This window comes from Pseudonocardia sp. Cha107L01, assembly GCF_052566575.1.
This window is the reverse complement of sequence record NZ_CP199579.1, coordinates 5,612,134-5,632,639: the sequence shown is the minus strand read 5'-3', so window position 1 is coordinate 5,632,639 and position 20,506 is coordinate 5,612,134. Positions and strand designations below refer to the sequence as shown.

Annotated in this window: 25 protein-coding genes and 1 pseudogene; 11 read left to right on the top strand and 15 right to left on the bottom strand. The window is 71.2% G+C overall.

Annotation, left to right across the window (positions count from 1 at the left end; genetic code table 11):
* Nucleotides 1–3: 3 nt before the first annotated feature.
* On the bottom strand, nt 4–396 hold the full coding sequence (locus ACTXG6_RS26325; protein WP_445182060.1) for a DUF485 domain-containing protein: 393 nt from the start codon (nt 394–396) through the stop codon (nt 4–6).
* A 464-nt stretch (nt 397–860) separates the two neighbouring features.
* Here ACTXG6_RS26325 and ACTXG6_RS26320 point away from each other — a divergent pair, with 464 nt between their 5' ends.
* Nucleotides 861–1,685 (top strand): IniB N-terminal domain-containing protein, encoded by an 825-nt coding sequence (locus ACTXG6_RS26320; protein ID WP_445182059.1) that lies wholly within the window; start codon nt 861–863, stop codon nt 1,683–1,685.
* A 301-nt stretch (nt 1,686–1,986) separates the two neighbouring features.
* A complete protein-coding gene (locus tag ACTXG6_RS26315; RefSeq protein ID WP_445182058.1) occupies nt 1,987–2,412 on the top strand; it encodes a hypothetical protein in 426 nt (141 codons plus the stop codon).
* A 6-nt stretch (nt 2,413–2,418) separates the two neighbouring features.
* Here the strand turns inward: ACTXG6_RS26315 and ACTXG6_RS26310 are convergent, their stop codons facing one another.
* Nucleotides 2,419–2,613 (bottom strand): hypothetical protein, encoded by a 195-nt coding sequence (locus tag ACTXG6_RS26310; RefSeq protein ID WP_445182057.1) that lies wholly within the window; start codon nt 2,611–2,613, stop codon nt 2,419–2,421.
* 9 nt (nt 2,614–2,622) lie between these two features.
* Entirely contained in the window at nt 2,623–4,038 is a 1,416-nt protein-coding gene (locus ACTXG6_RS26305) for an MFS transporter (RefSeq protein ID WP_445182056.1), read from the bottom strand.
* 109 nt (nt 4,039–4,147) lie between these two features.
* Between ACTXG6_RS26305 and ACTXG6_RS26300 the strand changes: the two genes are divergently transcribed.
* The 5 genes from ACTXG6_RS26300 (at nt 4,148) to ACTXG6_RS26280 (ending at nt 7,906) form a co-directional block, all read left to right on the top strand.
* Entirely contained in the window at nt 4,148–4,600 is a 453-nt protein-coding gene (locus tag ACTXG6_RS26300; RefSeq protein ID WP_445182055.1) for a winged helix-turn-helix transcriptional regulator, read from the top strand.
* A gap of 168 nt (nt 4,601–4,768) precedes the next feature.
* Entirely contained in the window at nt 4,769–5,731 is a 963-nt protein-coding gene (locus tag ACTXG6_RS26295; protein WP_445182054.1) for a glutamate ABC transporter substrate-binding protein, read from the top strand.
* 21 nt (nt 5,732–5,752) lie between these two features.
* Nucleotides 5,753–6,400 carry an amino acid ABC transporter permease gene (locus tag ACTXG6_RS26290; protein WP_445182053.1) on the top strand — a complete coding sequence of 216 codons (648 nt, stop codon included), beginning with the start codon at nt 5,753–5,755 and terminating at the stop codon, nt 6,398–6,400.
* Nucleotides 6,397–7,287, top strand: a complete 891-nt coding sequence (locus ACTXG6_RS26285) for an amino acid ABC transporter permease (protein WP_445182052.1) — start codon at nt 6,397–6,399, stop codon at nt 7,285–7,287. The genes ACTXG6_RS26290 and ACTXG6_RS26285 overlap by 4 nt, the downstream gene beginning before the upstream one ends.
* A gap of 97 nt (nt 7,288–7,384) precedes the next feature.
* Nucleotides 7,385–7,906: a hypothetical protein gene (locus tag ACTXG6_RS26280; protein WP_445182051.1), complete on the top strand. Its 522-nt coding sequence runs from the start codon at nt 7,385–7,387 to the stop codon at nt 7,904–7,906.
* Between the two features lie 24 nt (nt 7,907–7,930).
* Here ACTXG6_RS26280 and ACTXG6_RS26275 read toward each other — a convergent pair whose 3' ends face one another.
* Nucleotides 7,931–8,347, bottom strand: a complete 417-nt coding sequence (locus tag ACTXG6_RS26275; protein WP_445182050.1) for a GntR family transcriptional regulator — start codon at nt 8,345–8,347, stop codon at nt 7,931–7,933.
* 161 nt (nt 8,348–8,508) lie between these two features.
* Here ACTXG6_RS26275 and ACTXG6_RS26270 point away from each other — a divergent pair, with 161 nt between their 5' ends.
* Nucleotides 8,509–8,754: a hypothetical protein gene (locus ACTXG6_RS26270; RefSeq protein WP_445182049.1), complete on the top strand. Its 246-nt coding sequence runs from the start codon at nt 8,509–8,511 to the stop codon at nt 8,752–8,754.
* A 234-nt stretch (nt 8,755–8,988) separates the two neighbouring features.
* Here the strand turns inward: ACTXG6_RS26270 and ACTXG6_RS26265 are convergent, their stop codons facing one another.
* On the bottom strand, nt 8,989–10,605 hold the full coding sequence (locus tag ACTXG6_RS26265; protein ID WP_445182048.1) for an amidohydrolase: 1,617 nt from the start codon (nt 10,603–10,605) through the stop codon (nt 8,989–8,991).
* 136 nt (nt 10,606–10,741) lie between these two features.
* Here ACTXG6_RS26265 and ACTXG6_RS26260 point away from each other — a divergent pair, with 136 nt between their 5' ends.
* The gene (locus ACTXG6_RS26260) at nt 10,742–11,743 is read left to right on the top strand and encodes a threonine/serine dehydratase (RefSeq protein ID WP_445182047.1); all 1,002 of its coding nucleotides are present in this window, start codon (nt 10,742–10,744) and stop codon (nt 11,741–11,743) included.
* Between the two features lie 54 nt (nt 11,744–11,797).
* On the opposite strand, the gene ACTXG6_RS26255 is transcribed toward ACTXG6_RS26260, so the two are convergent.
* The gene (locus ACTXG6_RS26255) at nt 11,798–11,947 is read right to left on the bottom strand and encodes a hypothetical protein (RefSeq protein WP_445182046.1); all 150 of its coding nucleotides are present in this window, start codon (nt 11,945–11,947) and stop codon (nt 11,798–11,800) included.
* A gap of 78 nt (nt 11,948–12,025) precedes the next feature.
* Here ACTXG6_RS26255 and ACTXG6_RS26250 point away from each other — a divergent pair, with 78 nt between their 5' ends.
* Entirely contained in the window at nt 12,026–12,526 is a 501-nt protein-coding gene (locus ACTXG6_RS26250) for a MarR family winged helix-turn-helix transcriptional regulator (protein ID WP_445182045.1), read from the top strand.
* Between the two features lie 3 nt (nt 12,527–12,529).
* On the opposite strand, the gene ACTXG6_RS26245 is transcribed toward ACTXG6_RS26250, so the two are convergent.
* From ACTXG6_RS26245 to ACTXG6_RS26220, 6 genes are all read right to left on the bottom strand, one after another.
* Nucleotides 12,530–13,612, bottom strand: a complete 1,083-nt coding sequence (locus ACTXG6_RS26245; protein ID WP_445182044.1) for an LLM class flavin-dependent oxidoreductase — start codon at nt 13,610–13,612, stop codon at nt 12,530–12,532.
* Between the two features lie 89 nt (nt 13,613–13,701).
* The gene (locus ACTXG6_RS26240; RefSeq protein WP_445182043.1) at nt 13,702–14,475 is read right to left on the bottom strand and encodes an IclR family transcriptional regulator; all 774 of its coding nucleotides are present in this window, start codon (nt 14,473–14,475) and stop codon (nt 13,702–13,704) included.
* A 42-nt stretch (nt 14,476–14,517) separates the two neighbouring features.
* Nucleotides 14,518–15,249 carry a GntR family transcriptional regulator gene (locus tag ACTXG6_RS26235; protein ID WP_445182042.1) on the bottom strand — a complete coding sequence of 244 codons (732 nt, stop codon included), beginning with the start codon at nt 15,247–15,249 and terminating at the stop codon, nt 14,518–14,520.
* Nucleotides 15,250–15,564: 315 nt separating this feature from the next.
* Nucleotides 15,565–16,356, bottom strand: a complete 792-nt coding sequence (gene trpC, locus ACTXG6_RS26230) for an indole-3-glycerol phosphate synthase TrpC (protein ID WP_445182041.1) — start codon at nt 16,354–16,356, stop codon at nt 15,565–15,567.
* A 72-nt stretch (nt 16,357–16,428) separates the two neighbouring features.
* Nucleotides 16,429–17,559 (bottom strand): RNA polymerase sigma factor, encoded by a 1,131-nt coding sequence (locus tag ACTXG6_RS26225; protein WP_445182040.1) that lies wholly within the window; start codon nt 17,557–17,559, stop codon nt 16,429–16,431.
* Nucleotides 17,560–17,768: 209 nt separating this feature from the next.
* On the bottom strand, nt 17,769–18,275 hold the full coding sequence (locus ACTXG6_RS26220) for a hypothetical protein (protein WP_445182039.1): 507 nt from the start codon (nt 18,273–18,275) through the stop codon (nt 17,769–17,771).
* A gap of 155 nt (nt 18,276–18,430) precedes the next feature.
* Between ACTXG6_RS26220 and ACTXG6_RS26215 the strand changes: the two are divergent.
* Nucleotides 18,431–18,580, top strand: a pseudogene (locus ACTXG6_RS26215) (DUF5999 family protein); the annotation flags it as partial.
* A gap of 13 nt (nt 18,581–18,593) precedes the next feature.
* Here ACTXG6_RS26215 and ACTXG6_RS26210 read toward each other — a convergent pair.
* From ACTXG6_RS26210 to ACTXG6_RS26200, 3 genes are all read right to left on the bottom strand, one after another.
* Nucleotides 18,594–18,974 (bottom strand): hypothetical protein, encoded by a 381-nt coding sequence (locus tag ACTXG6_RS26210; protein ID WP_445182038.1) that lies wholly within the window; start codon nt 18,972–18,974, stop codon nt 18,594–18,596.
* The gene (locus ACTXG6_RS26205) at nt 18,971–19,420 is read right to left on the bottom strand and encodes a hypothetical protein (protein ID WP_445182037.1); all 450 of its coding nucleotides are present in this window, start codon (nt 19,418–19,420) and stop codon (nt 18,971–18,973) included. Before ACTXG6_RS26205 ends, ACTXG6_RS26210 begins: the two co-directional genes overlap by 4 nt.
* A 269-nt stretch (nt 19,421–19,689) precedes the next feature.
* On the bottom strand, nt 19,690–20,439 hold the full coding sequence (locus ACTXG6_RS26200; protein WP_445182036.1) for a hypothetical protein: 750 nt from the start codon (nt 20,437–20,439) through the stop codon (nt 19,690–19,692).
* Nucleotides 20,440–20,506: the final 67 nt, after the last annotated feature.

The following is a 20,506-nucleotide window of genomic DNA, read 5'->3' as shown; positions in this document are numbered from 1 at the left end:
AGTTCACGAGTGCTCCCCCGAGCTGGCCCGGACAGCTTCCAGCGCCGGGTCGAGCCGGAGCCTGGCGTAGCGGGTGTACACCAGCATGATCACAACGGTGCTGACGAACTGGGCCAGGCCGAGCACCATGCCCATGTTGATCAGGCCTAGCACCTGGATCGCCATGAACGGGTGGTCGTAGGCGGCCAGCAGCACGAAGGCCAGGTACCACCCCATGAACAGCGCGGTCATCGGGAAGACGAACCGCCGGAACCGGCGGCGCAGTGCACCGAACTCGGCGCTGCCGCGGATTGCCGCGAAATCGGGCCCCCGGTCGACATCCTCATCCGAGTCGAACAGGAACCGCCCGTCCGGCGAGACCGAATGTCGACCTTGGGTATCCGTTGCTAGCGCCATTTCCCCCTCCGAAACTGGCCGTGTCGTCACCGAGCTCGCCGGTTCCGGGAACCCCGGCGCTCGGCGAACCGTCGGTGTGGGCGTGGGCCCCGACCGGTCCGTGTTGCCACGGCGGTGACGCGATCTCCAACGAGACACGCCGGTGCAGGTTTCGCCCGCTGGTCGTTCCGGCTGAGCTCATTGCGCCATCAAGTAGGGTAAGGATTACGCCGAACCGCAGGTCGGAGCGCGTCCCCTTGGCCTAATGTCGATCTTCCGAATGCTGAGTACCGGCAGCCAGGGGTATGCGGCAATTTCGGCCGCGGATCCACCCAATGGTGGCGCTGCATGACAGAGACACCTGTTTGAGCGACACCTGGTCGGCTGTTTCGCGATCTTGTGAGTGAGGACAACACATAGCGTGTGCGCACAACGCCGACGTATGTCCGGTGGCCTGACCGGCAACCGACCAGGAGATGACCGACATGACGACCTCGACCTCGCCTTCGCTCCTCGACTGGATCCTCAAACTGCTTGGTGACTCCTCCGCCCGTTCCGCCTTCCAGTCCGATCCCGACGGCTACGCGGCCGCACACGGATTCAGCAACCTCTCCGGCGGGGACGTGCACGACGCACTGTGCCTTGCCGCCGACTGCGCGCCGGCGCACTCCGACGAGTCGATCCACCTGCCGTCCCCGCCGCACTACCACGGTGGCGGCGGCTCGCACTACCTGAAGCACTACATCAACCACTACGAGACGATCGAGCGTCACGACACGTACGTCGACAACTCGGTGCACCAGGACATCGACACGCACGGCGGCGACTTCCACCAGGTGATGGACAACGACCCCGTGGTCGCCTCCGGGGACGGCGCGGTGGCGGCGCACGGCGACATCAAGGACGCCACCCTGACCACCGGCGACGGCAATGTGGTCGGCCACGACAACCAGGCGATCACCGGCGACGACGGCACGACCGCCTTCGGCAGCGGCGCCGCCAACCGCGCCGACCTGGGCCACAGCTCACTCGGTGACGGCGGCTCGCTGTCCATCGGCGGCAACGCCGACGGACACAACACCGAGAGTGACACCCGGACCTCGGCGCACAACTCCGGCGACGGCTCCACCACGGTCAACGCGGCCGGCCCGGACGGGCACGCGAACAACTACGCCGACCAGCACGAGTCCGACACCAGCTCGCACAGCCACTACGACGACGACTCGCGCAGCGACAGCCACAACGCGCTGAACTCACACAACGACAGCCAGTACGACGACAGCCACAACTACGCCAACCACGGTTACTGACGGGCCACCCGGCCGCACGTCCGGTCCGGCGGACAATGGCGGGCATGCGCCCGCACCGCCGCCTTTTGCTCACCGCCGGGTCGGCACTGGTCCTGGTCGCCTCCGGGTGTGGCGACGCCTCGTCGGCCGAGCGTGCCGGCGCACCGACCGCGGCCACCCCGGCGGGCCTGATGGCAACGCCGGTCACGGTGCCCGCCGGGTTGGCCGATGCGCCGTTCGACGAGCTCCGCCAGGTACTGGCGCCGCCGGGCGCGACCTCGGTTGGCCGTACTGCAACCCGGACGGGGACGTCCAGCCAGGCGTGCCCGGTACCGCCGTCAACCACACCGCGCCGAAGTTCGTCGTGGACGTCCAGACGAACCCCGGCGGCGGCGAGCTCGACTGTGCGGCGCTCGCGCCCGTCGAGCAGACCTTCGGCGCGCACTCCGCGCCACTGGGCCTCAGTGTGCTGACCGGCGCCACCCTGCCGGCGCCGTACACCGAAGGTGCACTGGTCGGCATCCACGGGTCCTGGAACCGCACCCCGCCCCGGGCACCCGAGGTGTCGTTCTTCCCGTGGGTGAACTGCACGTTCGGTCCCCAGCGCACCCTGGTCGGCGGTTTCCAGACCGCCGACGGTTCCCGCTGGGGCCGGCCGGTGGCGGCCGTGCAGGGCCCGGACCGGGCCGTCTACATCACCGACGACAGTGCGGGCGCGGTGTACCGGTTGGTGCCGCCCGGCCGCTGACCCCGGTCAGGCCCGGTGCCGCGCACGCAGCCCGGTTCGCACCAGCGCGCCCCCGGCCAGCAGCACCACCAGGCCGATGAACAGCCAGAGCTTGCTGCCGGACATGAAGCTGCCGCCGACCACACCGACGCCCTGCAGGAACCACAGCGCGCCGATCAGCACGCAGAGGATCCCTACCACGATGGCACCCCAGACTCGCATCCTCAGTCCCTACCCGCGTTCGAGGCCGGCACTCCCGGCCGTGCTGGGCGTGCCGCGACCGGCCCGCTCGCGCCAGCCTCGCACGAATCGGACCGGGCCGTTCCCGGTGGACGCCTCACTGGACGCCTCGCTGGACGCCTCGCTGGACCCCTCGGTGGACGCCGTATACGCCCACCACAGCAGTGCGCACAGGCTGAGCGAGGCACCCTGCACGGAGACTCCCGCCCAGCCGGCCACCGCGAACGTAGCGGTGGAGGCAATGGCACCGGTGCCGCTGCCGATCGAGTAGAAGATCATGTAGCCGCCGATCAGCCGACTGCCGGCGGCCGGGCGGACCTCGTAGATCAGGCTCTGGCTCGTCACGTGCACCGCCTGGACCGCGAGGTCGAGCAGGACCACCCCGATCGCCAACGCCCACAGCGACTGCCGGGCCAGCGCGATCGGCGCCCAGGACACGCAGAGCACGACGAGCGCCCCGCCGGTGGTCCACCGGGATAATCCCCGGTCGTTGAGCCGGCCGGCCGGGACGGCCGCCAGCGCACCGGCCACGCCGATGAGCCCGAAAGCGCCGATCGCGCTGTGTGACAGGGACAGCGGCGGGGCGCTCAGCGGCAACGCCAGGCAACTCCACAGAGTGCTGAACGCGCCGAAGACCAGCAGCGCGAGCAACGCCCGGTTCCGGAACGTGCGCTCCGTCCGGAACAGCTCGGCCATCGAGGCCAACAGCCGGAAGTAGGCCACCTGGTCACCGACGGGCGTCGGCCGGGGCAGCGCACGGTGCGCAACCAGGCCGATGGCCAGCGCCAATGCGGCGGAGGCGAAGTAGACAGTGCGCCAACCGGCGAGGTCGGCGAGAACCCCGGATGCGGTGCGGGCGCACAGGATGCCGATCACCACGCCGCTGGTCACCACACCGACGACCCGCCCCCGGTGCGCCGGCCCGGCCAGTGACGCGGCGAAGGCCACCAACGACTGGGTGACCACCGCCAGCGACCCGACGGCGACCATCCCGGCCAGCAGTACCACCGCGACGGGCGCGCTGCCCGCGGCCACCAGGGCGAGCGCCATCAGCAGGAACTGGACCACGATGAGCCGCCGCCGGTTGACCACGTCACCCAGCGGCACCAGCAGGAACAGGCCCAGTCCGTACCCGATCTGGGTCGCGGTGACCACCAGCCCGAGGGTGCCGGGGCTGAGCCCGAAATCCTGGCCCATGCTCACCAGCAGCGGGTCCGCGAAGTAGACGTTCGAGACCGAGACCCCGCAGGCGACGGCGAAGAACAGGGTGGTCCGTCGGGAGAGCCCACCGGCAGCGCCGGTCGGAGCTGAGCTCTCGCCAGCGCGAATCGGGGCTGCTCGTATCGCGGCGGCCGGAACCGTGGCTGCTGAGCTCGGTGCGGGCAGGTCGTCGCGGCAGCGGGTCACATTGCCTCCTGAACTGGTTGCGTCTTGCTACCATTCAGGAGAGACCGTAGATAGGCTGGTAGCATTTCGCAACCAGATACGGTGAGGCGGCGAACACAGCGGAGGGCGTGTGGCCGAGCGAATCCGGTTCGATGACAGCGAGTGCCCGGTGGGCCGGTCGGTCGACGTGATCGGCGACCGGTGGTCCCTGCTGATCGTGCGCGAGGCCTTCGACGGCAGCCGCCGCTTCGGTGAGTTCCAGCGCCGCCTCGGCGCGGCCAAGAACATCCTGTCGGCCCGGCTGCGCGACCTGGTCGACGCCGGCGTCTTCGAGGTCGTGCCCGCCTCGGACGGCAGCGCCTACCGCGAGTACCAGCTCACCGCGAAAGGCCGCGACCTGTTCCCCGTGGTGGTGGCGCTGCGGCAGTGGGGCGAGGCGCACTTCTTCCAACCGGGCGAACCACACTCCGAACTGCTGGACCGCCGCGACGGGCGCCCGCTGCACGCCCTGGAGATCCGCGCCTCGGACGGACGCCGGCTCGACCCGGACGACACCGTGGTCAACAAGGTCGACGAGTCCTAGCGGCCGACCTCCCCCGCACCGCACACCCGGTGGGTGCGCCGCGCACCCGCTGCAGCAGGTGCGCGGCGTCCACCCAGGGTGCGCGGCCCCGTTGTTCCGGCGGGTGCCATGTGGAAGGGTCGGCCAACGGCCAGCTGGTGTGGCGGTGTTCGAACCTCAGGGGGGCCAGTGATCCGTACTACCCGGCGCCGCTACCGAGTTGTCGCCCGCGCCAGGATGGTCGCGGCGGCGGCGGCCGCCGCTCTGCTCGCGCTCGCCGGATGCGCCGACAGCGGCACCGCACCCGCGCTGCCCGGACCGGCGGACACCGGCAACTACGACGCGGTCGTCGCCGGCTCCCCGGTGGCCGACCCCTCGGCGATCACCCCCGGCACCTGGGCGGACAAGATCAAGCAGCGCGGCACGCTCAACATCGGCGGCACCGATGCCGGACCGCTGTTCTCCCTCAAGGACCCGAGCACCGGCAAGGTCACCGGCTTCGACGCCGGGCTGTCCCAGATGCTCGCCCACTACATCACCGGCAAGACCACTGCCAACACCCAGCTGACGATCACGACGGTGGACACCCGCGAGACGCTGATCCAGAACGGCACCGTGGACGCCGTGTTCGCCACCTACACGATCACGCCGGCGCGCGCGGCGAAAGTGGCGTTCGCGGGCCCGTACTACGAGTCCGGTGACGCGATCATGGTCAAGGCCGACAACACGTCCATCAGCACGGTCGCGGACCTCAACGGCAGGACGGTGGCCACCGAGGCGAACTCCACCGCGGTACTCGCCCTGCAGAAGGCCGCACCAGGGGCGAAGACACTGTTGTTCCAGGAGGACGCCCAATGCGTGGCCGCGGTGCAGCAGGGCCGGGCCGACGCGTACGTGCTCGACCAGGGCATCCTGATCTCCGACGCCAGCACCAACCCCGCGGTCAAGGTGGTGGGCGCGCCGTTCACCCAGGAGCCCTACGGCATCGGACTGCCCCTCGGCGACCCGGCGGCCAAGCAGTTCGTCAACGACTGGCTGAAGAAGATCTACGCCGACGGCAGTTGGGCGAAGCTGTGGCGGGCGACCATCGGCACCGTCGTCAAGGGCGACCCTCCGGCACCGCCGGCGATCGGCTCGGTCGCGGGATCCTGAGCCGCCGGGCGGGGCGCGGGCGTGCACGTTGTCATCGACAGTCTCGGCTTCCTGCTGGGCGGCCTGCTCGTCACCCTGGAGCTGACCGCGCTGGGCTTCGTCGGGGCGATGCTGCTGGGCACCGTGTTGGCGGTGTTCCGGGTCAGCCCGGTCCCGCCGCTGCGGGTGGCCGGCGCGGTGTACGTCGAGGTGCTGCGCAACATGCCGCTGCTCAGCCTCCTCGTCCTCGTCGTCTTCGGCCTGCCGGACGTGGGCGTGACGTTCTCGCTGTTCACCTCCGCCGCGGTCTGCCTGGCGGGCTTCGGTGCCGCGTTCGTGTGTGAGGCCATCCGCGGCGGCATCAACGCGGTGCCGGTCGGGCAGGCCGAGGCCGCCCGCGCACTCGGGTTCACCTTCACCCAGTCACTGCGTCACGTCATCCTCCCGCCGGCCTTCCGGACGATGGTCCAGCCGCTGGTGAACATCTTCATCGGGATCGCTCTCGGGTCGTCGCTGGCCGCGGCGGTCGGCGTGAGTGAGCTGACCAATCGGACTCAGCTGCTCAACCTCCAGTCGGCCGAGGCCGTCGTGCTGTTCCTGGTCAGCGGCGCGATGTACCTGGCCATCGCACTGCTCGGCGGAACCGTCGGCGGCGCCCTCGAGCGTCGGCTCACCCGGCGGGCCCGATGACCGTCCCTCGGGTGCTCTTCGACGAGCCCGGACCCCGCGCCCGGGCACGCATCCGGGTGTGCACGGTGCTGGGGCTGGTGTTGCTGGCCGGGCTCCTCGCGCTGGCCCTGTGGCAGTTCGGCCGCAACGGGCAGCTCGGACGCGACCGCTGGGCGCCGTTCGCGCAGCTGTCCTACCTCAGGTTCCTGGCTGACGGGTTCGTCGGGACGATCACCGCGACCGCACTCGCCGCGGTGGCCTCGTTCCCGCTCGGCATGGTGCTGGCGCTCGGCCGGCTGTCCCGGCGGCGAGCCCTGCGCTGGGTCGCCACCGCGTATGTCGAGCTGTTCCGCGGCATCCCGCTGCTGCTGTTGATCTACGCCTTCCTGCTGGCGCTGCCCCGGTTCGGGATCAACCTGCCGATCCTGTGGAAACTCGTCGTGCCGATCGTGCTGGTCAACACCGCGGTGCTGGCCGAGATCTTCCGGGCCGGCATCAACGCCGTGGACCGGGGTCAGTTCGAGGCGGCGGTCTCGCTCGGGCTGCGCGAGGGCACCGCCATGCGAGCGGTGATCATGCCGCAGGCCGTGCGACTGGTGGCCCCGACGCTGGTGACCCAGCTCGTCGCGCTGCTCAAGGACTCCACCCTCGGCTACGTGGTCAGCTACCCGGAGCTGATGAAGCAGGGCAACAACCTGACCGTCTACACCCACCTGCTGGTACAGACCTACCTCATCGTCGCGCTGATCTACGTGGTGGTGAACTTTGCGCTGTCCCGGCTGGCCGTCCTGGTGGAGCGCAGCGTGGGTACCCGGGCGCGTCGCAACGTGGCCGGCTCCGGCGGCACCGGGACGCCCGGCCCCGGTCAGCCCCTCACGACCGCGGCCGCGCCACCGACCATGGTCTGACCCGGGTGTGCCTCTGGCCGCGCGAATTCTGAGAGTTCAGCCGGCTCGGCGGGTGTGAACATCGCGTCCATTTCCCGGCCAGCCCGTTGTGGAGTGCATGAGACATCACAAGGGCTCGCTGCTGGTCGTCGGTGGGCTGATCGTGCTACTCGCCGGTTGCAACAACGGCGGCTCGACGACCACCGTGCCTTCCGAGTCGGCGTCGCCGACCGACTCGAGCTCCGCCACCGCCGACAGCACGGACAGCGGCACGGGGACCGACTCCGGGTCGACGACGACAGTCACCCAGGCACCGGCGGCCCAGGCACCGGTCACCGTGACCCAGGCTCCGGCCACCACGACGGTCACCCAGGCGCCGACCCGGGGCGGCGAGCGCGGCAACGAGAACCACCGCGGCAGCAACAACGGCGCCAACTTCGGCGGCAACGGCGCCAACTTCGGAGGCGGCAACAACGGCCCAGGCAACAGCGGTCACAACGCGAACGGCACCACCGGCCGCGCCATGAACAGCAACGAGAAGCAGGCTTACCAGCGCTGCGAGCGGGACGCCAAGGGTCCGGACTGCAACGAATACACCGCCGACTCGCTGCGCAAGCGGGGCATCAACCCGGACAGCTGAGTACACCCGGCCCGCGCGCTCTCGCTAGCACCAGTCGACCAGCATGGCGACGGTCTCCGCGGTGGCCTGGCGGGCGGCCTCGGCGAACAGCGCCGGCTCGATCATCATCCGCAGCCCGAAGACCTCACTGATGTCGTCCAGTTGCAGGGGCTTGATCAGGTAACCCTTGCGCGGGATGGTGGCCACCCAGCCGTCGTGCGTCAGCATCCGCAGCGCTTCGCGGACCGGCGTCCTGGACACGCCGAAGTAGGTGGCCAACGACGGTTCGAGCACCATCTCGCCGGGGCGTAGGGATACGCAACACCGCGTGGGGGCCGCCCGCTGGGCGGGTCGGCCCGCGGCTGCCGGGTGTCGGCACGGGTGTCGGCACGGTGCGAGTGCCCAGCGCCAGGGCTCGGAATCCTCAAATCGGGCTCGATAGTAACAACAGGCTGGTTTCATCAGGCTCAAACCGGCCGGACGTTACTTTCGGGACGAGGATTGCCGATTGGCGGGATTCGAACCGACCGGCGTCAAGGTGGGATCCCTCCAGGAGAAGGAGGCAGATTGTGTAGCCGGCGAACCAGTCGGCCAGGGCACGGTGTGGGGCAGGATTTACACCCGTGATCGCTAAGGGTGACCCCATCGAGACCCAAGTCCAGCTCCGCGCGGTTGAGGTCGCGCGCAACCTGCAACGGATCACCGACCAACTCACTGTGCCCAACCGGGACCCGGCCCGGCTGCATCACCAGCTGCTGCACGCCCAGCAGGACGTCGTCGCGGCCCTGATCGACCTGAACGCGCTCATCGGCGGCCCGGCCCCGCTGCCGAGCCGCGCGCGTGACCTGGACGGGGCGAGCGCCAGGTAGCCCGTGATCACCAAGCGTCACGCCGGGCAGGTGCTCGCGTACGGCCGCCACCAGCACGTCATGGCGTTCCCGCAGCGCGGCGCGCATCGCGGTCAGGTGCCGCGCCCAGGCGCGACTCCAGCAGCTCGACGGCGACCTCCTGCAGCGGGCGGGCCCGAACAGGTCCTCGACCGCTCTCGTCGCGGTGAGCCGGACCGGCGGCGGGGGGTGGTAGCCGATCCGGGGCAATCCGCGCTATCCGGCGCCGGCCTGGTACACCGGCGTCGCCCCCACCCAGGTCTGCGCGACGTCGATCTCGGCCAGCTCCTCCGGCGCCGTGGTCAGCGGGTCGCGCTCGAGCACCACGAAGTCGGCGAGCATGCCCGGGGCCAGCCGGCCCTTGTGGTGCTCCTCGCCGGAGGCAAACGCGGACCCGGTGGTGTACAGCGCGAGTGCTTCGGCGGCGGTGATCCGCTGGTTGGCACCGAGCTCGGTACCGTCGCCGGCGCGGCGGGTGACACAGCTGCGCATGGCCAGCAGTACCTCGTACGGCCCGCACGGGAAGTCCGAGGAGCCGGCCACCGGGATGCCCGCGTCCAGCAGGTCCCGGTGCGCGAACATCCGCTCCAACCGGTCCATCCCGTAGTAGCCCGGCAGCTTCTCACCGTGGAACGCTACATAGCTCCCGAACGGCACGGCCACCATGTCCGAGGCCCGGATCCGCTTCAGGATCTCGGCGTCGACCACGCTGCAGTGCTCGATGCGGTGCCGCGCGCCCGGCCGGGGGTTGGCCCGCTGGGCCGCCTCCACGGCGTCCAGCAGCAGCCGGATCGCCCGGTCACCGTTGGCGTGTACGCACACCGTGCTGCCGGCGTCGTGCACCCGGCGGACGAACTCGTTCAGCTCCTCGGTCGGCATCGCCTGGATCCCGTGCGAGCAACTGCCCTCGTACGGCGCCTCCAGCAGGCAGGTCCCGCCGGCGATCGCGCCGTCCACGAACGCCTTGACCCCGCCGATGCGCAGCCAGGTGTCCCCCAGCCCGGTGCGCAGGCCCAGCGCCTCGAGCGAGTCCAGCACCGGGTAGGCCAGCAGCATGTTCACCCGCAGGGTCAGCTCGCCGCGTGCGTGCGCCTCCTGCAGTACCCGCAGCCCACGCGGGAGCACCAGCGCGTCGCCCACCGAGGTGATGCCGGCCGCGTGCATCATCCCCTGGTAGCGGCCCAGCGCCGCCAGCTCGTGCTCCGGGCTGGGCGGTGGGATCGCCACCTCGACCAGGTCGTGCATGGCCCGCTCGTACATCACGCCGTTGAGCTGCCCGGCGGCGTCCCGACCGAACTCACCACCGGCCGGCGGCTCGCTGGCGTCGGTCAGGTTCACGGCACGCAGCCCGGCGGAGTTGAGCACCCCCCAGTGCATCCCGATCTGCCGGACGTACACCGGGTGATCCGGACAGGCCCCGTCCAGCTCGGCCCTGGTCAGCACGACGCCGCCGGTGGTCTTGGTGTGGTCGTAGCGGCTGCCCTGCACCCACTCCCCGGCCGGGGTTGCCTCGGCCCGCTCGCGCAGCAGGTCGAGCAACTGGTCGCGGGACCCGACGCGCTCCGGCGACAGGTCCACGTCGAGCAGTTGGCCCGCAATCATGCTGGGGTGCTGGTGGGCGTCGTTGAAACCGGGCACCAGCACCCGCCGGCCGAAGTCGTGGACCGGGGCACCAGGGAACATCTCGCGCAACCGCGCCACCGTCCCGGTCGCCACGATCCACTCACCCAGCGTCGCGAATGCCGGCGGTGTCCCGGCCTGGGTCCCGGTCAGCGGGTGCACGGTGCCCGCGGTGAAGATCTGAGCCGTACCCGGGAGTGCGCCTGCCGCCATGCTCCGACCCCTCGTCCTACCTGTCCGCCAACTTCGACGTGCCTCCTGAGCAATCTCGCAGACGCCGGCGGCCGCTGCCAGGCCCGGCGGCCGACCGCCTCGGCGGCATGTCGGTGCCGGCCGACATGATGGCGGCATGACCGAGACCGTTGACGGGGTGCCGGCATCCCCGGCCGCCGTGGCCGCGCAGTCCGAGCTGATCGCGCCCAGGATGCGCGAGCACCTCACGCTCACCCCGCTGGCCACCTTCCACGGGGTGGCCGACGAGCTGGGCACCGAGGCACTGGTCAAGTGCGAGCACCTGCAGCGCACCGGTTCGTTCAAGGCCCGCGGCGCGCTGGCCAAGGTCCTGACGCTGACCGCCGAGCAGCGCGACCGCGGTGTGGTCACCGCCTCCTCGGGCAACCACGGGCTCGGGGTGGCGCTCGCGCTCTCGGTGCTCGGTGGGCGGGGCATCGTGTTCGTGCCGGACACCGCGTCGCCGGTGAAGGTTGCCGCCATCCGCCGGTTCGGTGCCGAGGTCCGCGGCCACGGCAGCGACTCCGGTGCCATGGAGACCCTCGCCCGCGAGTACGCCGGCGAGCACGACCTCGTCTACGTCTCCCCGTACAACGACCTCGACGTCATCGCCGGCCAGGGCACGATCGGGGTCGAGATGCTGGAGCAGGCCGGCGGGTGTGGGCTGGACGCGGTGTTCGTCAGCGTCGGCGGTGGCGGGTTGATCAGCGGCGTTGCGTCGGTGCTGAAGCGCCGGCTGCCCGGGGTGCGGGTGTTCGGTGCCTCGCCCTCGGCGGACGCGGCGATGGCGGCGTCGGTCGCGGCCGGCCGCGTGGTGCCGGTGGATGCGCGCCCCACCCTGTCCGACGGCACCGCCGGCAGTGTCGAGGACGGCGCGGTCACCCTGGGGCTCTGCCGGGCGCTCGTCGACGACTGGGTCCTGGTCGACGAGGCGGCGATCCGCGCGGCGTTGCGGCTGGTCATCGATACCGAGCACCAGCTCATCGAGGGCGCCGCCGCGGTGGCGGTGGCGGCAGCACTGGCCCGCCGGGAGGAGCTGCGCGGCCAGCGGGTGGCCATCGTCTCCTGCGGGGCGAACATCGCGGCCAGCACGCTCGCCGCCGCGCTGACTGCCGCCTAGTCACGGATCGCCTGGTCGGTCGCCGGTGGTCGGGGTTACCGCCGTCGGCCCTGCTCAGGCGGGGTCTACGGCGTCCACGCCGGCCCGGTCCACGCCGCCCCGATCCCCGGTCGCGAGCGGCGCGATGGCGGACATCAGGGCGAGCACGCTGATCCAGACCGCCAGCGGCGCTCGGCTCGGCGCGGGTAGCAAACGACGCGGCATCTGGACTCCTCGGTTCCTGTTGGGCATCCGGTAATTAGTTATGAGAATATACATAACGCTTGCGCTAACATAGCGAATGTGACGAACACCGACGCCCGGCTCCGCCAGCTCGCGACGGCCTCGCACGTGTTGTCCCGGACGCTGCGCCGCACCGGGGAGATCCAGGTCGGACTGGAACCGCTGCCGCAGAGCGAGTACGACGTCCTGGAGTTCGTCGGTTCGCATCCGGGTGCCTCGGTGTCCGACGTCGCGCGCGGGCTGCGGCTGCAGACCAGCAACGTCAGCAACACCGTGCGCCAACTGGTGCGCCGCGGCCTGGTCGAGCGCACCGCGGACCCACGTGACCAGCGGCGGGTGCTGCTCCGGCTGACCGCGATCGCGGACCGGCACGGCGAGATGCTGAAGGCCACCTGGGCGTCCGTGCTGGCCGGACTGCTGCCCGGAATCAGCGAGCGGGACGCCGAACTGCTGCTCGCGGCGGCACCGGCGCTCGCCCGGCTCGCCGACCTGGCCGCGACCGGCCCCACTCCCCCCGGTTCCACCCGGGCACCGGTCGCACCAGCGGCCAGCGGAACCTGACCGTCAGGCCGACTCCCGGCCGTCGGTACGCACGCGCGGCCCGGCCGGGCTGAGCTCGCTACGCAGGACCGGCGCCACCTCGGTCATGAAGGTGCGCAGCGTTCGGTGCGCCTCGGGCACGGTGAGGTCACCGAAGAAGACCTGCATCTGGAAGAAGTTGGCGCCGGTGCTCCGCAGCTGGTGCAGCACCTGCTCGCGCACGGTGGCCACGGACCCGACACAGGCGGCGCCGGCCCGCAGCGCACCCGCGCCGTCGGCCATCCGGTCGACCTGGTGGTTGCCGTGCTCGTGCCACAGCTGGGTCAGCTGCCGGCCGAACACCGCGTGCGCCCTGAGGTAGGTCTCCTCGGCCTCGGCGTCCGAGCCGGCGATCACCACACTGGCCGCCAGACCGACCAGCGGGTGCTCCACATGGCCGTTCAGCCGACCGGGCGCGTCGCGGTGGGACTCCCACGCGCTCCAGTACTCCTCGACGGCCGCGCCCAGCCCGCCGCCGTTCCACCGGCCGACGAAGTTCACCCCGTGCTCGCCGGCCCAGCGCGCGGTCTTCGTGTTGCTCGAGGCGTACCACAGCGGCGGGTACGGCCGCTGTTTCGGCAGTACCGAGAGCTGCGCGTCGTAGCTGCGCAGCAGGATGCCCCGGTGGCTCAGCCGGCCGGTGCGCCAGGCGCCGGTGATCGCCTCGAGCGCCTCGGCGTAGATCGCCTTGGCCTGCTCGGCGGCGACCCCGAAATGCGCGAGCTCGTACGGACTGACCCCGGAGCCGACGCCGACGTCGAGCCGGCCGCCGGTGAGGTGGTCGAGGGCGGCAATCTCCTCGGCGAGACGCAGCGGGTCGTGCGCGGGCAGCACGTTGACCAGCGCGCCGAGCCGCATCCGGGTGGTCCGCTGGCTGAGCGCGGCGAGCCAGATGTTGGGCGACGGGCAGACCGACAGCGGGGTGCCGTGGTGCTCGGTGACGTGGTAGTGGTCGATGCCCAGCGCCTCGGCCGCGACCGCGAACTCCAACCGCTCGGCGAGTACCACCCCGGCGTCGGGCCGGTCGCCGAGGTCGAACGAGTCGAAGATGCTGAACCGCACCGACACCACTGCCTCCTCCGGGCGGCGGGCACCGCACCGCGCCTGCCCCCGAGCATGCGCGAGCGGGCGCCCCCGGCGGAAACCTCTCTTTCCAACTAGTGGAAAGCCGGTCCGGCCAGGGCGCCGCGGATGGTCATCGCGGCCCGGCGCAGCGGCTGTACCAGCGAGGTCAGGTCCGGGTGGCTGATCGGGGTCAGGATGGTCAGCGCCAATGGTCCGCTGCCCGCTCCGGAACTCTGGCTGATCGACACCGACACGGAGGACTGGCCAGCGGCGGACTCCCCGAAGGCCACCGCGTACCCGTTGCGCCGGGCCGCCTCGAGCTGGCCGGCGAACACCCCGGGCGCGGTCAGCGAACGCCGGGTCAGCCGGGGAATGCCGCCGGCCACCAACCCGGCGACGCGCTGCCGGGGCGCCGAGGCCAGCAGCAGCTTGCCCGCGCTGGTGGCGAACAGCGGGATCTCCTCGCCGGCGCTGGCCAGCTCGACCGACGGATGTCGCCCGGCGACCGTGTCCAGGCAGATCAGCCGATCGCCGTCCAGCATGCTGACCGCGACCGCGTGCCCGACCTCGGCGGCCAGCCGGTGGGTGAACCCCGCGCAGGTCCGGCGCAGCCGGCGTTCCCAGCTGGTCGCCGCGCCGAGCCGCCAGACCCGTTGACCGAGCCGGTACCGGTTGTCCGGCATGCGCTCCAGGGCGCCCCAGTCGAGCAGCTCCCGGACCAGCCGGTGGGTGGTGGACACCGGTAGGTCGGCACGCCGGCCCAGCTCACTGAGGCTCAGCGGTCCCGCATCGACCTCGAAGGCCTCCAGCACCGCGAAGAGCCGACCCGCGCCGGAGCGGCCGTCGGCCGATCTCCCACCTGACATGGCTCCCCCGGCTGACCGCGACTCTGCTCGACCGCCTCGAACCTACCCGGCCGTGTCCGGCGCCGCGGGGGCGTCCCGCAGCTCCACCACCATCCGAACCGCGTCGGCCCTGGTCCACGTGATGCTGGCCAGCAGCACCCGGCCGGTGTCGGCGTCCCGGCTGATGCGCTCCACCCGCCAGGCCGCCACCCCGGCGTCGAGCCGCAGCCCGCGCAGCGCCTCCACCGGCGGGATGTCGAAGCTCACCCGGCACCAGTCCCGGACCCTGCCCGGCCGCCGGGGCACCAGGTCGATCGACTCCACGGCCCTCGGCGCCAGGTCGAGGTCCGGCGCCACGTCGACCGGGATCCAGTCCTCGGTCCAGGACGCCAGCAGGTCGTCGACGAAGAAGATGCGCACGATGCGGTGCACCGCGGTGCCGGCCGGGCGGCCCAGCCGCTCGGCGAGCGTGGCCGGCAGTCGGGTGCGGCCGGCGGAGGTGAGCTGGGAGCGGGCGGTGGCACCGGCGGCGGCGACCGCGGCGTGCCAGGACGGCGGCCTGCTGTGCGAGATCACGTACTCGATGCGCCGGTTGACGAACGTGCCGGCACCCTGCACCCGGCGGACCAGCAGCCGCCGCTCCAACTCCTGCAGCGCCGAGCGGGCCGCCGCCCGGCCCACTCCGAACCGGTCGGCCAGCTCGGGTTCGCTGGCCACCCGGGCCCCGGGTGGCCAGCCGACGATCTCCGCGGCCAGCCGATCGGCGATCTCCAGGTATCTCGTCGAGGTCGTCACCCACCCGACGATTCCGTCCCCGGTTGTCCGGACAACCGCGCCACGGCCACAACGACCGGCCCACCAGGTGAACATCGGAGAGCAGCGGTCGCCCACCGCACGCCGGCGGAACCGTCGCCGCCGCGGGAGTCGGAGCGGCGGCGGCTGGTCGCCGCCCACACCCGTGCACGCCCCGGTGGTTCCCGCGCGCCATCCGTGGTTCCCGCGCGGCATCCGTACTTGCCGCGCACCTTGCAACACCACGTCGAAACAGGTGCGGCGTCCACGCCTGGTGCGCGACCTCGGAGCACGATGCGCGGCCCCGCTCAGGCCCGCTCAGACCCCGTTGCCGGCGGCTGCGATGAACTTGGCAACCGCGTCCCTCGGGTCACCGGCCCGCACCAGCGCCTCGCCGACCAGCACCACGTCGGCGCCCCACGAGTGGTACTCGGCGACGTCCTCCGGGCCGGCGACCCCGGACTCGGCCACCTTCACCGCGCCGACCGGGATGCGCGGGGCCAGCTCCGCGTAGATCGAACGGTCCACCTCGAGGGTCTTGAGGTTCCGGGCGTTGACGCCGATCAGCTGGGCGCCCGCCTTCTCCGCCCGCGCCAGCTCCGCCGCGGTGTGCACCTCGACCAGCGCGGTCAGCCCGAGCTCGCCGGACAGCCCGAGCAGCTCGGTCAGCAGTGAGTCGTCCAGCGAGGCCACCATCAGCAGGATCAGGTCGGCGCCGAACGCGCGCGTCTCCCACACCTGGTACTCGGTCACCACGAAGTCCTTGCGCAGGATCGGGATCGACACCGAGTTTCGCACCGCTGTCAGGTCGGCGAGCGAACCGCTGAACCTGCGCTGCTCGGTGAGAACACTGATCGCGGCGGCGCCACCGTCGGCATAACGCGCGGCCAGCCACGCCGGATCGGGGATGTCCGCGAGCTCACCCTTGCTCGGGCTCTTCCGCTTGACCTCGGCGATGATCGAGACGCCCGGGGCGCGGAACGCGGGCAACGGGTCGAGCGCCGGGGCCACGTCCGGCACCCGGGCCTTGAGCTCGGCGAACGGCACCTCGCGCTGTCTCACCGCAAGATCCTCGCGGACCCCGTCGAGGATGCTGTCCAGGACGGTCATGGCACATCTCCTTCCACGCTGTCGTCGCCGATGATCAAACGCTACCTCGGTGGCGACGAAGCGCGCCGCGCCTCACTCCAGGTAGTCACGCAATACTTGAGAGCGGGACGGGTGCCGGAGCTTGTGCATGGTCTTGGACTCGATCTGGCGGATCCGCTCGCGGGTGACGCCGTAGACCTGGCCGATCTCGTCCAGGGTGCGCGGCTGGCCGTCGGTGAGGCCGAAGCGCAGCCGGACCACGCCGGCCTCCCGGTCGGACAGGGTGGCCAGCACGGACTGGAGCTGGTCGCGCAGCAGCGCGAAGGCCACCGCATCCACCGCCACCACGGCTTCGGAGTCCTCGATGAAGTCGCCGAGCTGGCTGCTGCCGTCCTCGCCGATGGTCTGGTCCAGGGAGATGGGCTCCCGGGCGTACTGCTGGACCTCGAGCACCTTCTCCGGGGTGATGTCCATTTCCTTGGCGAGCTCTTCCGGCGTGGGCTCGCGGCCCAGGTCGCGCATCATGTCCCGCTGCATCCGGCTGAGCCGGTTCATGATCTCGACGACATGCACCGGGATGCGGATGGTGCGGGCCTGGTCGGCCATCGCCCGGGTGATCGCCTGGCGGATCCACCACGTCGCGTAGGTGGAGAACTTGTAGCCCTTGGTGTAGTCGAACTTGTCGACCGCGCGGATCAGGCCGAGGTTGCCCTCCTGGATCAGGTCCAGGAACGCCATGCCGCGACCGGTGTAGCGCCTGGCCTGCGAGACGACCAGCCGCAGGTTCGCCTCGAGGAGGTGGTTCTTGGCGCGTTCGCCGTCCCGGACGATCCAGCGCAGGTCAACGCGCAGCTGGGTGGTGCCGGGGTCCTTCGGGTCGATCGGGTCGACGGTCGAGGTGAGGCGTTCGGCGGCGTAGAGACCGGCCTCGATCCGCTTGGCGAGCTCCACCTCCTGCACCGCGTTGAGCAGCGCGACCTTGCCGATCTGCTTGAGGTAGGCCCGGACCGAGTCGGCGGAGGTGGTCAGCTCGGCGTCCTTGCGCGCCTGGCGCAGTGCCGCCGACTCCTCCTCGTCCCATTCGAAGCTGGTGGCCGCGGTGAGGCCGGGGCCGCTCTGCCCGTCGGACTCGGCGACCGCCGGATCGGCGTCCTCGGCCGTCAGTTCCTTGGCAGCAGGCCCGTCCGCCGTGGGTCTGGTGGTCTCGTGGGCCTCAGCTGTCATGCGTACCATGCCTGCCTGGGCACGCTGCCCGAGCTTGTTCATCGGGGACGACGCAGGCTCGACCTACGCGCGACATGCCCCAGACGACGGCGACACTACGCCCCCGGCGCACCACCGTCCTCGCGAAGGCGTCCGCCGGGGTGCCATCACGGGTCACGGGTGCGGTGTGAACCGCCAGTGGGTGCCATTCAGGAAGTGGCCAGCTGAGGTCACCTGGCCAGCGGACCCGGGACGTCCAGTGGGTCGATGTCGCCGATCGTCTCGATGCTGGCGCGGTAGCCGGGCTCGTCGTGCGGTCCCGGGTCTTCCGAGCCGACGACCTGCAGCTCGCAGCTGATCGCCTGGATCGGGAACCCGTTCTTGAGCTGCGCGCACAGCTGGTTGTTCACCACTTCCCAGTACGGGCCCTTGGCCGCATCGACCGCGGCCAGGCTGTCGAGCGCCGTTGTGCGTAGCCGCGTGTAGTCGGGGATGTCCTTGTCCGCGATTCCGCTTGCGTAGCGGTAGTGGAAGAACAGGTTGAGTGTGTGTCCGCCCTGGTTCGCCGTTTTCACACCGATCACCTGGAACATGAAGTCCCGACTCGGTTGACCCCGCCCGGCCGCCCGATCGTCCGCACTGGCGGTGCGCTCGCCGATGAGGATGCCGCCGGACAGGAAGGCGCCGGCCAGGACGACCAGCCCGAGCGCCGCCAGGATGGGACGACGTGTCGTCACAAACGAACCTCGCTTTAGTGGGAGTACGGGGCGCTGCCGCACAAGATCGGCCAACGAATAGTGCCAGATCGACTACCGCCGGTTAGCAGTAGCACTGGACCGCACGGCACCGGGATCATCTCCGCTCGTCGCTAGCGGGAGACCCGTCGGGGACCGACCCAAGCGGTCTGCGTGCCCAGATCGTTGCCGGCCACCCCGAGCAGGGCTGGTACCTGCTGTGCAACGGGGTCGTGCTCTTCGACGACGGCGGTGCGCTACTGACCGACAGCCAGATCGTCCCGCCGACACCAGCGGGTGTGGGATAACCGGCACTCCGAGCTAGTTGGCGGAGCGGCTCCGGGCCACCGCAACGACCGCGACGACGATCAAGAAGAGCAAGACCAGAACGACCGTGACCGGCAGCAGGAGCAACGCCAGGATCAGCAGAGCGATCACCGCGGCCTTGGCGCCCGGGCTCAATGCCGATACCGCGCCCGTGATCGCCCCCAGTACCGGGTTGCGTCCCGACACGGCTGCGTGCGTCCCGCCGACCAGGGCGCCGACCGTGTACCCGCCTCGGGCAGCCATCTCGTCGAAGGTTCGGGAGAGCTTCTCGACCGTGTCCAGCGCGATGCCGAAGCCGCGATCGAGCAGCGCGACCAGGAGTTCGCGCAGGCTCTCCCGCAGCTGGACGGTGGGTTCGCTCGGGCCGGCGCTCACATCGGCACTGGCTCGGTGCTGTGTCCGTCGGCCTCGGTCGAGGGATTGGTCGACCGATCGGTTCCTGAGCGCTCCCGCAGGCGCCGAGCCAGGTCGTGGAGGGCCTCGATCACCTGCAACGCAATCCGCTTGATCAGTTCCAGCAGCAGCATCGCCCTCGCGACCAGAAGGCCGAACCCCACCCCGACTCCACCGGCCAGCACCGGACCCACGGTCCGGGCCGCGCCTCGCACGGTTGAGCCGACGGTCTTCGTCCCGGTCCGCGCGGTCGAGCCGACGGTCTTGGTCGCGGTCCGCGCGGTGGAGCCGACGGTCTTGGTCGCGGTGGAGCCGACGGTCTCCGCGGCGTTGGCGGCGACATCGGTCGGCGCCGTGCCCTTCGGGCGCACCCGTGCCGCGGTTTCCGGGGCGGCGGCTTTGCCTCGGGCTGCCGTCGCCCCGCTCACCTTCTTCGCGGTGCCTTTGACCCGGGAGGTAGCTCCCTGGGCGACATCGCTGAAGCGGGTGCCATGCGATCGGCGTCGGGTTGCGGGTGCGGCTGCGCGGTCAGCGGCAGAGTCGGTGCCGTTCGCGCGGGGTTCGGTCGGGGTTGTCACGGTCCACCTCCATATCCGCACGCTTACCCACTTGCGGCGCGCCATCAATCCCCGCGACACAAGGCTCGAACCAAGTTGCGCCGGTTGGCCTACGGCGTTCCCCCGCGACGCGGGCTGGGTCAGGTGTAGAGGGTGAACGGGGGGTGGGTGCCGTTCAGGAAGTGGTCGCCCACTTCGCGCTGCTTGTAGGCGACCGGGTCGTGCAGGGTGTGGGTGCGCACGTTGCGCCAGAACCGGTCGAGGCCGACGGCGTTGCTGGTGGCCCGCGCCCCGGTCACCTCGAAGACCGTCGAGGTGACGTGCAGTGCCACGTCGGTGGAGGCGATCTTCAGGGCGGCGATGAGCTCGGCCAGCTCCCCGCGTGCTTCCCAGGTGAGCGAAACGCCCGCCGCGTCGGCGCGAGCCAGCTCCGCGCCGACCCGTCCGCCAACGCCTGGACCGCGCGCACCGAGGAGACCAGCCGCCCGTAGTTGGCCAGCACGTACGGGTCGGCGGCGGCCCGCTCGGGAGTCGGAGAGCAGCCACGGCCGGGACGTGCCCAGCGTGTACTCCCGTGCGGTGGCCAGGGCGCCCTGCGCGATGCCGAGGTAGAGGTTGCCGAACACCGACTGGATCGCCGGGGTGACCAGCGAGGCACGCGCTGTGGCGTGGTCAGTGCCGAGCGCGCCGACGACCTGTTCCGGGGCGATCCGGACGTCGTGGAGGGTGACGCTGCCACGGGCGGACAGCCGCTGCCCGAGGTTGTCCCAGTCACCGCCCCGATGCAGCCCGGGGTCGTCGCCGCGCACCACCACCAGCAGGTGCTCGCCGAGCGTCCCGTCCGGCCGGCGCACCGTGCCGGACACGACCGAGGCATCCCCGGTGGACACTCCGGTGGCGAAGTTCTTCCGGCCGCGCAGCAGGTACGCGGTGCCGTTTTCCGTGCCGTTTTCCGTG

What these genes read in the sequence shown, in the direction of transcription:
- ACTXG6_RS26325 (WP_445182060.1), bottom strand. Translation starts at nt 396, where the DNA reads ATGGCGCTAGCAACGGATACCCAAGGTCGACATTCGGTCTCGCCGGAC.
- ACTXG6_RS26320 (WP_445182059.1), top strand. Translation starts at nt 861, where the DNA reads ATGACGACCTCGACCTCGCCTTCGCTCCTCGACTGGATCCTCAAACTG.
- ACTXG6_RS26310 (WP_445182057.1), bottom strand. Translation starts at nt 2,613, where the DNA reads ATGCGAGTCTGGGGTGCCATCGTGGTAGGGATCCTCTGCGTGCTGATC.
- ACTXG6_RS26285 (WP_445182052.1), top strand. Translation starts at nt 6,397, where the DNA reads ATGACCGTCCCTCGGGTGCTCTTCGACGAGCCCGGACCCCGCGCCCGG.
- ACTXG6_RS26280 (WP_445182051.1), top strand. Translation starts at nt 7,385, where the DNA reads ATGAGACATCACAAGGGCTCGCTGCTGGTCGTCGGTGGGCTGATCGTG.
- ACTXG6_RS26275 (WP_445182050.1), bottom strand. Translation starts at nt 8,347, where the DNA reads ATGAAACCAGCCTGTTGTTACTATCGAGCCCGATTTGAGGATTCCGAG.
- ACTXG6_RS26265 (WP_445182048.1), bottom strand. Translation starts at nt 10,605, where the DNA reads ATGGCGGCAGGCGCACTCCCGGGTACGGCTCAGATCTTCACCGCGGGC.
- ACTXG6_RS26260 (WP_445182047.1), top strand. Translation starts at nt 10,742, where the DNA reads ATGACCGAGACCGTTGACGGGGTGCCGGCATCCCCGGCCGCCGTGGCC.
- ACTXG6_RS26255 (WP_445182046.1), bottom strand. Translation starts at nt 11,947, where the DNA reads ATGCCGCGTCGTTTGCTACCCGCGCCGAGCCGAGCGCCGCTGGCGGTC.
- ACTXG6_RS26240 (WP_445182043.1), bottom strand. Translation starts at nt 14,475, where the DNA reads ATGTCAGGTGGGAGATCGGCCGACGGCCGCTCCGGCGCGGGTCGGCTC.
- trpC (WP_445182041.1), bottom strand. Translation starts at nt 16,356, where the DNA reads ATGACCGTCCTGGACAGCATCCTCGACGGGGTCCGCGAGGATCTTGCG.
- ACTXG6_RS26225 (WP_445182040.1), bottom strand. Translation starts at nt 17,559, where the DNA reads ATGACAGCTGAGGCCCACGAGACCACCAGACCCACGGCGGACGGGCCT.